Source organism: Actinomadura sp. CNU-125 (assembly GCF_001942465.1).
Classification (GTDB): Bacteria; Actinomycetota; Actinomycetes; order Streptosporangiales; family Streptosporangiaceae; genus Spirillospora.
This window is the reverse complement of sequence record NZ_MKJY01000252.1, coordinates 1-8,147: the sequence shown is the minus strand read 5'-3', so window position 1 is coordinate 8,147 and position 8,147 is coordinate 1. Positions and strand designations below refer to the sequence as shown.

General features: G+C 75.9%; 7 protein-coding genes and 1 pseudogene. 4 read left to right on the top strand and 4 right to left on the bottom strand.

Annotated elements, in window-relative coordinates; all coding sequences use genetic code 11:
• Positions 1–304 precede the first annotated feature (304 nt).
• Entirely contained in the window at positions 305–1,084 is a 780-nt protein-coding gene (locus BJF79_RS26910) for an HAD-IIA family hydrolase (protein ID WP_075901521.1), read from the bottom strand.
• A gap of 265 nt (positions 1,085–1,349) precedes the next feature.
• On the opposite strand from BJF79_RS26910, the pseudogene BJF79_RS61795 reads away from it, so the two are divergent.
• The 3 genes and pseudogenes from BJF79_RS61795 to BJF79_RS55880 all read left to right on the top strand — a co-directional run.
• Positions 1,350–1,682 (top strand): annotated as a pseudogene (locus BJF79_RS61795) (AMP-binding protein); the annotation flags it as partial.
• A gap of 158 nt (positions 1,683–1,840) precedes the next feature.
• The gene (locus BJF79_RS26905; protein ID WP_262402635.1) at positions 1,841–3,001 is read left to right on the top strand and encodes a class I adenylate-forming enzyme family protein; all 1,161 of its coding nucleotides are present in this window, start codon (positions 1,841–1,843) and stop codon (positions 2,999–3,001) included.
• A 9-nt stretch (positions 3,002–3,010) separates the two neighbouring features.
• The gene (locus BJF79_RS55880) at positions 3,011–3,172 is read left to right on the top strand and encodes a hypothetical protein (protein WP_158079302.1); all 162 of its coding nucleotides are present in this window, start codon (positions 3,011–3,013) and stop codon (positions 3,170–3,172) included.
• Positions 3,173–3,231: 59 nt separating this feature from the next.
• Here BJF79_RS55880 and BJF79_RS26900 read toward each other — a convergent pair whose 3' ends face one another.
• The 3 genes from BJF79_RS26900 to BJF79_RS53805 all read right to left on the bottom strand — a co-directional run bounded on the left by BJF79_RS26900 (position 3,232) and on the right by BJF79_RS53805 (position 6,982).
• The gene (locus BJF79_RS26900) at positions 3,232–3,807 is read right to left on the bottom strand and encodes a TerD family protein (RefSeq protein WP_075901519.1); all 576 of its coding nucleotides are present in this window, start codon (positions 3,805–3,807) and stop codon (positions 3,232–3,234) included.
• A 173-nt stretch (positions 3,808–3,980) separates the two neighbouring features.
• Positions 3,981–5,891 (bottom strand): acyl-CoA dehydrogenase, encoded by a 1,911-nt coding sequence (locus tag BJF79_RS26895; RefSeq protein WP_083733972.1) that lies wholly within the window; start codon positions 5,889–5,891, stop codon positions 3,981–3,983.
• On the bottom strand, positions 5,888–6,982 hold the full coding sequence (locus tag BJF79_RS53805; RefSeq protein ID WP_262402636.1) for an acyltransferase domain-containing protein: 1,095 nt from the start codon (positions 6,980–6,982) through the stop codon (positions 5,888–5,890). The genes BJF79_RS26895 and BJF79_RS53805 overlap by 4 nt, the downstream gene beginning before the upstream one ends.
• A 118-nt stretch (positions 6,983–7,100) precedes the next feature.
• Between BJF79_RS53805 and BJF79_RS53800 the strand changes: the two genes are divergently transcribed.
• Positions 7,101–8,057, top strand: coding sequence for a hypothetical protein (locus BJF79_RS53800; protein ID WP_262402634.1), 957 nt, complete (start codon positions 7,101–7,103; stop codon positions 8,055–8,057).
• Positions 8,058–8,147: the final 90 nt, after the last annotated feature.

The following is an 8,147-nucleotide window of genomic DNA, read 5'->3' as shown; positions in this document are numbered from 1 at the left end:
CCAGGGCCAGCGCGGCCGCCGTCTCGGCCGCCCACCGGCCCCGGCGGCGGGCGTGTTCGCGGCGCCGGGACGGGCGGGGTGCGGCGGCCGGGTCCTGGAGTTCGTGCACGGTGCTCCGCTCGGCGGTCGGGCACCGGGTGGTCCGCCGCGGCCGGGAACGTCGAGCGGGCCGGGCGCAGGGACGGGCGCCGCGCCTGCGGGCGTCCCCGTGCGCCGCCGGTGCGAAGGAATGATCGTCACCGATCGTAACCAAGGCGCCCGGCCGCGCCCCCTGCCGGGGGCGGTGCCGGGGCCGGTGCGGGGGTCAGATCAGGTCGATGAGGTCGGCGATGGAGGCCGCCACCCGGGACGGGCGGAACGGGAACCGGCCGACCTCGTCCTCGCGCGTGACGCCGGTCAGCACCAGGATCGTCTCCAGCCCGGCCTCGACGCCCGCGACGATGTCGGTGTCCATCCGGTCGCCGATCATCGCGGTGGACTCGCTGTGCCCGCCGACGCGGTTCAGCGCCGTCCGCATCATCAGCGGGTTCGGCTTGCCGACGAAGTAGGGTTCCACCTTCGTCGCCCGGGTGATCATCGCGGCGACGGCGCCGCACGCGGGCAGGGAGCCCTCGGGGGACGGGCCGATCGGGTCGGGGTTGGTCGCCACGAACCGGGCGCCGCCCTCGATCAGCCGGATCGCCCGGGTGATCTGCGAGAAGCTGTAGGTGCGGGTCTCCCCCAGCACCACGTAGTCGGGGTCGATGTCGGTCAGCACGAAATCGTTCTCGTGCAGCGCCGTCGTCAGGCCCGCCTCGCCGATCACGTACGCCGAGCCCTGCGGGCGCTGGTCGGCCAGGAACCGCGCGGTCGCCAGCGCCGACGTCCAGATCGACTCGGCGGGCACCCGCAGCCCGAGCGCCGCCAGCCGCGCCGACAGGTCGCGCCGGGTGTAGATGGAGTTGTTGGTCAGGATGAGGAAGGGTTTGCCGGAGGCGGCGAGGCGGTCGACGAACTCCTCCGCGCCGGGGACGGGCCGTCCCTCGTGCACCAGGACCCCGTCCATGTCCGACAACCAGTACTCGATGGGCCCGCGCTCGCTCATGTCCCCATTGTCGCAGGTGGAGATCACCACTGCGGACCTCCGGACCGGCCGCCGGACCGACGGGGGTGCGGGGCGGGCGCGGCGGCGCCGGGGCGCCGGGGCGTTGACCGGGACGTGACGCGGGTCATACATTTCGGGAACGGCGCACCGAACCACGTTCGGCGTCCGGTGCCGGGCGGGGGCGCCGCGACCTGCTGGAGGCGCGAACGTGCAGAGCATCGCCGAGGTCCGGGCGGCCGTGACGGCCCCCGGGCAGCCGTTCGAGATGGACGAGATCGACATCCGCGGGGTGCGGACCCGCGTGTGGAAGCACGCCCCGCCGACGCTGCGGGACGTGCTGGAGGCGTCCCGCGCGCACGGCGACGCCGACTTCATCGTCTACGAGGACGAGCGGCTGACCTTCGCCGGGCACTACGCGCGGGCCGCGGCGTTCGCGCGCGTCCTGGTCGAGCGGTACGGGGTGCGCAAGGGCGACCGGGTCGCGATCGCGATGCGCAACTACCCGCAGTGGGCGGTGGCGTTCTTCGGCGCGGCCGCCGCGGGCGCCGTCGCGGTCCCGCTGAACGCCTGGTGGAGCGCCGCCGAGCTGGAGTACGGGCTGCGCGACAGCGGCGCGAAGGTGCTGGTCGCCGACGAGCAGCGCGCCGCGCGGCTCGCCGGCGTCCTGCCCGGGCTCGGCGCCGCGCTCCTGGTCGCCCGCCCCGGCGGGGCGCTCCCGCCCGGCGCCGCGACTTCGACGCCGCCGTCGACGCGGCCGTGCGGGACGCCGGGGGCGCGGCGTCGTGCACGCCGCCCGCCGTCGGCCTCGGCCCCGAGGACGACGCGACGATCTTCTACACCTCGGGCACCACCGGCCGTCCCAAGGGCGCCCTGGGCACGCACCGCAACATCACCGGGAACATGGTCGGGATCGCCTACGGCATGGCCTCGGCCGGGGTCCGGGCGGGCCGCGAGCTGGCGGAGGTGACGGCGCCGCGGCGGCGCGTGACGCTGCTGAGCGTCCCGCTGTTCCACGCCACCGGCTGCCATTCGGTGCTGGTGTCGGGCGCGGCGCAGGGCGGGACCGTGGTGCTGATGTACAAGTGGGACGCGGGGGCGGCGCTGCGGCTCATCGAGCGGGAGCGGGTCACCGGGTTCGGCGGGGTGCCCACCATGGCCTGGCAGGTGCTGGACTCCCCCGACTTCGACGACTACGACACCTCCAGCCTCACCGGGGTCAGCTACGGCGGCGCGCCGGCGGCGCCCGCGCTGGTCGAGCGGATCCGCGAGCGGCTGCCCGAGCGGGTGCCGGGCAACGGGTACGGGCTGACCGAGACGTCGTCGGTCACCACCTACAACGGCGGCGTCAACTATCTGGAGCGTCCCGGCAGCGTCGGCCCGCCGGTGGCGGTCTGCGACGTGAAGGTCGTCGGGCCGGACGGCGCGGACCTGCCGGCGGGCGAGGTCGGCGAGCTGCTGATCAAGGGCCCCAACATCATCAAGGGGTACTGGAACCGGCCCGAGGAGACCGCCGCCGCGTTCGTGGACGGCTGGTTCCGCAGCGGCGACCTGGCGCGCCTGGACGGCGACGGGTTCGTCTACATCGTCGACCGCGCCAAGGACATGCTGATCCGGGGCGGGGAGAACGTGTACTGCGCGGAGGTCGAGGCGGCCCTGTACGAGCATCCGGCGGTGGCGGACTGCGCGGTGATCGGCGTCCCGCACGACGTGCTGGGCGAGGAGGTCGGCGCGGTGCTGGTGCTGCGGCCCGGGTCGTCGCTGACCGGGCCGCAGGCGCGGGCGTTCCTGCGGGGGCGGATCGCGGCGTTCAAGGTGCCGTCGCACTGGTGGTTCCGCGACGGGGAGCTGCCCCGCAACCCGAGCGGGAAGATCCTCAAGACGCGGCTGCGGGAGGAGCTGCTCGCCGGGCAGGGATAACGCGGCCGGATGAACGATCATGATCGGCGCGGCGGGACCGGCATCCGGGAGATCGACGCGCCGGGGCTGCCGCCCGGCCCCGGTCACAGCCGCGCGGTGTCGTCCGACCTGCCGGGACGGCTGGTGGTCGAGATCGAGGCGACGGCGGTCGTCCCGCCCGGCCCCGCCTGAACCGTCCCGCCCGAACGGCCCGCCGCCCGTCCGGGACGCCCGGACGGGCGGCGCGCGCGTCAGACGTTCACGCCGAAGTCCGAGGCGATGCCGGTCAGGCCGGAGGCGTAGCCCTGGCCGACGGCGCGGAACTTCCACTCCTCGCCGTTGCGGTACAGCTCCCCGAACACCATCGCGGTCTCGGTGGAGGCGTCCTCCGACAGGTCGTAGCGCGCGATCTCGCTGTTGTCGGCCTTGTTCACCACGCGGATGAAGGCGTTGCGGACCTGGCCGAAGTTCTGCTGCCGGTTGTCGGCGTCGTAGATCGACACCGGGAACACGATCTTGCTGACCTCGGCCGGGACGGTGGACAGGCCGACCTGGATCTGCTCGTCGTCGCCCTCGCCCTCGCCGGTGAGGTTGTCGCCGGTGTGCTCGACCGAGCCGTCGGGGCTCTTGAGGTTGTTGAAGAACACGAAGTGCTGGTCCGACAGGACCTTGTTCTCGGCGTTGAGCAGCAGGGCGCTGGCGTCCAGGTCGAAGTCGCTCCCGGTCGTGGTGCGCACGTCCCAGCCCAGACCCACCACCACGGCGGTCAGTCCGGGAGCCTCCTTCGTCAGCGAGACGTTGCCGCCCTTGCTCAGACTGACTCCCACTGTTGCTACCTCCGTATCGATTGCGGGCCGGTCACCCGCGCGGGTCTCCTACGAGAACGGTAGTGACCTCGCGCGGGTTCCCCCGAATCCCGCGCCGACTCGCGGCGTGGCGCGTCCTTTTCTCCCACTTCACCGCCCGATTGCCCGGTATGTCGGGCGGGGGCGGGGGCGGGTCAGCCGGTGAGGAACGCGGCGGGCGCGGTGATCTCGGGGGGCAGGTCGAACGCGGCGGCCAGGTCCCCGGCCCGGGGGGCCAGCTCGTCGCACACGCGGCGCCGCGCCGCCCACACCTCGTCCAGCGCGCCGGGCGGCAGCACGCCCTCGTTGAGCAGGTCGGCGGCGCGGCGGTCGATCCGGTTCAGGGCGTCCAGGGTCAGCACCGGCCGCAGCGCGGCGGGGCCGGTGTCCAGGGCGCGGCAGAGGATCTCCACGGTGATGCGGTCGGCGCAGGCGGCGGCGGTGCGGGCGGCCAGGACGAGGTTGGCGTTCCACGCGGTGAACGGGTCGGCGCCCGCGTCGCGGGCGGCGGCGACGGCCGCGGCGAGGCGGTCGCGCAGCCGCCGCTCGGCCTCCCCCGCCAGCCACCGCCACACCGCCGGGGACGCCGGGTCGCCGCCGTCGGGCGGCCCCGGCACGGCGGGCGGGGGCGTGTAGCGGTCCAGGTCGGCCATCGCGCGGGCGGTGTCGTAAAGGATCAGCTCGTTGTCGCCGCCGGCGTTCATGTAGGCGTGGGTCAGGCCCCGGTAGGCGTTGAGGCGCTCGGCGGCGGCGAAGCCGGGAGCGCCGCTGTGCACGCGGCAGGCCGACACGGTCTCGGCCGCCTGGACGGTCGCGGCCGCCTTCAGCAGCGCCAGGTCCCGGTCGACGGCCGACCAGGGCGCCCACGCGGTGTCGGGCCCGGCGTCCCCCGCGGCGCCGCCCGCGTTCGGCGCCGGGCGCGTCGCGGAGGTGCGGCGGGCCTGGACGTGCGCGGCGACGGCGGTCAGCTCGTACCCCGACGCCAGCGCGCCCAGCACCGCCTCCTGCTGGTTGCGGTAGTCGGTGAGGGCGCGGCGGGGCGCGAGCCGCCCGAGGGTGGCGCGGCCCGCCGAGTGCGCGAGCAGCATCCCGGCGGACGCGCGGGTGACCGCGGCCGACGCGGAGATGACGGCCCGCCACACCGCGGGCGCGATCGCCATCGAGCGGGTGAGCCGCGCGGCGGCGCCGCCCGCGGGGTCGTGGAACGTCCCGTCGGGGGCGATGGCGGCGCCGTCGCGCAGCCACGCCTCGTAGGGGACGCGCAGGCCGTCGAGGCGGACGGCGCCGTAGTCGATCTGCAGGCCGGTCGTCTCGGGCGCGGGGACGATGCGGGCGCCGCCGGCGATGCGGCCTTCCGGGCCGCGCAGCGGCACCATGAACACGAACACGCCGCGTTCCTCTCCGCCGTGTTCGAGGGTGGCGTAGACGGCGGCGGTCTTGGGCAGCGCGGGGTGGGCGGTGTTGGTGGGGAACTTGGCGGCGGCCGCGTCGGGGGTGGTGAGGACGAACCCGCCGGTGGCGGGGTCGTGGCGCGCGATCGTGCGGGGCGACAGGTGGCTGTTGCTGCGGCCGACCTCGGTCATCAGCAGGGTGCCGAACGACTCCATCGACTCCAGCGCGCACCCGCCGAGCCGCCCGCCGCGCCGCCGGGGCCGCCGGGGGCGTCCCGCCCGGCGCCGAACCGCAGGACCGGCCCGTAGGCGAGGGTGTAGTGCAGCATCGTGACGTGGAACAGGGCGGGGTCGGCGATCGCGGCACGTTCCAGCAGCGCGCACAGCAGCGGCGGGTCGTCCAGCAGTTCGGCGCGCGCGGGGCGGCGAGCCCGGCGCGGCGCAGCCGCTCGTAGGTGAGGGCCTGGTGCTCGCGGGCGGTGAGCCCGCCGGGGTAGGAGAAGCAGTCGGCGGGGACGGCCTCGGCGAGCCGCCGCCGGATCTTCTCGTCGCGGGCGCGCCGCGCGCGAACGCCAGGAGGCCGGGATCGGGGACGCCGTGCGCGCTCATCGGCTCCGCCGGGCCGCCGGGGGCCGCCGCGTCGGTGCGGTGGGCGCCGTGCGTGGTGTCGGTCATCGGCGGGGGCTCCCGTCCGGGCGGAGGGTTCGGTGGTCGGAACGGACGGGCCGGTGGCCGGGGCGGGGACCGCGCTGGCGGCGGCTTCCCGGACGGTCCGCGGGGCCGCCGCCGGGGCGGCGGCGCAGGTCGCGCAGCGGGACCAGGACGCGGGCGCCGGGCAGGGTGAGGCGGGCGCACTGGCACAGCGCGTCGCCGGGCCCGGCCTCGGCGAACACGGTCGCGCCCGCGGCGTCCACCCGGCGCAGCGCCTCGGGGAGCCGGACGGGCTTGACGATGCAGTCGGCCAGCGCCCGGTGCAGGTCGTCGTCGTCGCGGTAGGCGCGGCCCCGCACCGGGGAGTGCACCGCGATCTCCAGCGGCCGCTGCGGGAACGCGCGGATCGTCTCATACCACTCGTCGTCGGCGCCGGCCATCGCGGGATGGTGCGACAGGTAGGGCACCGCGAGCCGCACGGCGCGGACGCCGCCGTCGCGGGCGGCGTCCAGGACCTTCTCCAGCCCCGCGTCCGGCCCCGACACGACCGTGACGCTGGGGGCGTTGAGGCAGGCGACGACGACGTCGCGGCGCTCCCGGCGGCGGCGATGCGGCCGCGGGCGCCGTCCTCGCCGGTCTCCAGCAGCGCCATGCCGCCGCCCGCGCCGCGGCGGGCCAGGACGTCCACGAGCGCGACGGCCATCCGGGCGCCGTCGGAGATCGTGAACACCCCCGCCGACACCGTCGCGGCGATCTCGCCGAAGCTCTGCCCGACGGCGACGGCGGGCGCGTCCCGGCGGCGCGCAGCGCGCGGTCGACGGCGACGGACGCGGCGTACCCGCACAGCTGCGCGACGCCGGGCGCGCGGGCCGCGTCGCGGTAGGCGGCGGGGTCGTCCAGCAGGATCCGCCGCAGCGACGGCCACCCGGAGGGGGGCAGGCCCTCCTGGTCGGCGTCCAGGACGTCGGCGACCGCGCGGGCGGCGGCGGGCCCGGCCGCGGCGAGGGCGGGCAGGTCGGGGACGGCGGCCGATCCGGTCCCGGCGAACAGGAAAGCGCACACGTCGTCGGGCTTGAGGTCGGACCCGAGGTCTGCCCCGGGGTCGGGCTTGAGATCGTCGGCCGGGCGGAAAGAGGACGAGGCCACGCGGTGTCTCCTTACCTGGAAGGAAGACTCTCATTTCTTTTCGGATAAGGGCCGCTGAACATCTCGATATAGAACGGAAATCCCGAAATGGGATTATTCACTCATGGGATCGGTCTGGCAACCGTCGGTGGCGCGCCCGGAGCCGTTGATCCGCGGGCGTTCGCGCGCCCGGGCGTCCGGCACGACCGGCCCGGGAACCGCCCCCGGGGAAGCGGGCCGGGGACCGACCCGAGAAGCGAGCCGAGAAGCGAGCCGAGTGACGCCGCGGGCCGGGTGAAGGGCCGGCCGGAGCGATCAGCCGACAACGCGGCGAGAAACGCAGCCGAGAATGCAGCCGACCACGATCACCGGCATCGCGCCGGGTGCGAGGGAGCGACGCATGACCTGGCCGAACCAGCGACCACCGACCGGGCCGCAGGCCCCGCCGCCCACCGGGAGGGAACCGGACGGGCCGGTCCCGCGGGCCCCGGGCTGGGCGATCCGCGGCACCGGTTCGCACCTGCCGGCGCGGCGGGTCCGCAGCGAGGAGGTGTCGCGCTCGCTGGGCCTGGATCCCGGCTGGATCGAGCGCCGCACCGGGATCCGCGAACGCCGCGTCGCCGCGCCGCAGGAGGCGTCCTCGGACCTGGCCGCGCAGGCCGCCCGCCGCGCCATGGCCGACGCCGGGATCCGCCCGGACGACGTCGGCCTGATCGTGCTCGGCACCTCCACGCCCGACGAGTTCGGCCCGTCCACCGCCTGCCGCGTCCAGGCGCTGCTGGGCGCCCGCAACGCCGCCGCGTCGACGTCGCCGCCGCCTGCACCGGCTTCGTGTACGGGCTGCAGGCCGCCGTCGGGTGGCTGGCCACCCAGCGCGGCGCGCCGCCGTGCGCGCTGGTCATCGGCGTGGAGGTGTACTCCAAGTTCCTCGATCCGGCCGACCGCGGGACGGCCGCGCTGTTCGGCGACGGCGCGGCCGCGGCCGTCGTCGGGCCCGTCCCGCTCCCCTACGGGATCGGGCCGGTCACGCTCGGCTCGGACGCACCCGGGCCGGTGACGTGCTGATCCCGGCGGGCGGGGACGCCTTCCTCGACGAGGTCGAGAGCGAGCTCGACCGCCTCATCCAAGAGAACGAGGAACTGCGGGCCAAGCTGG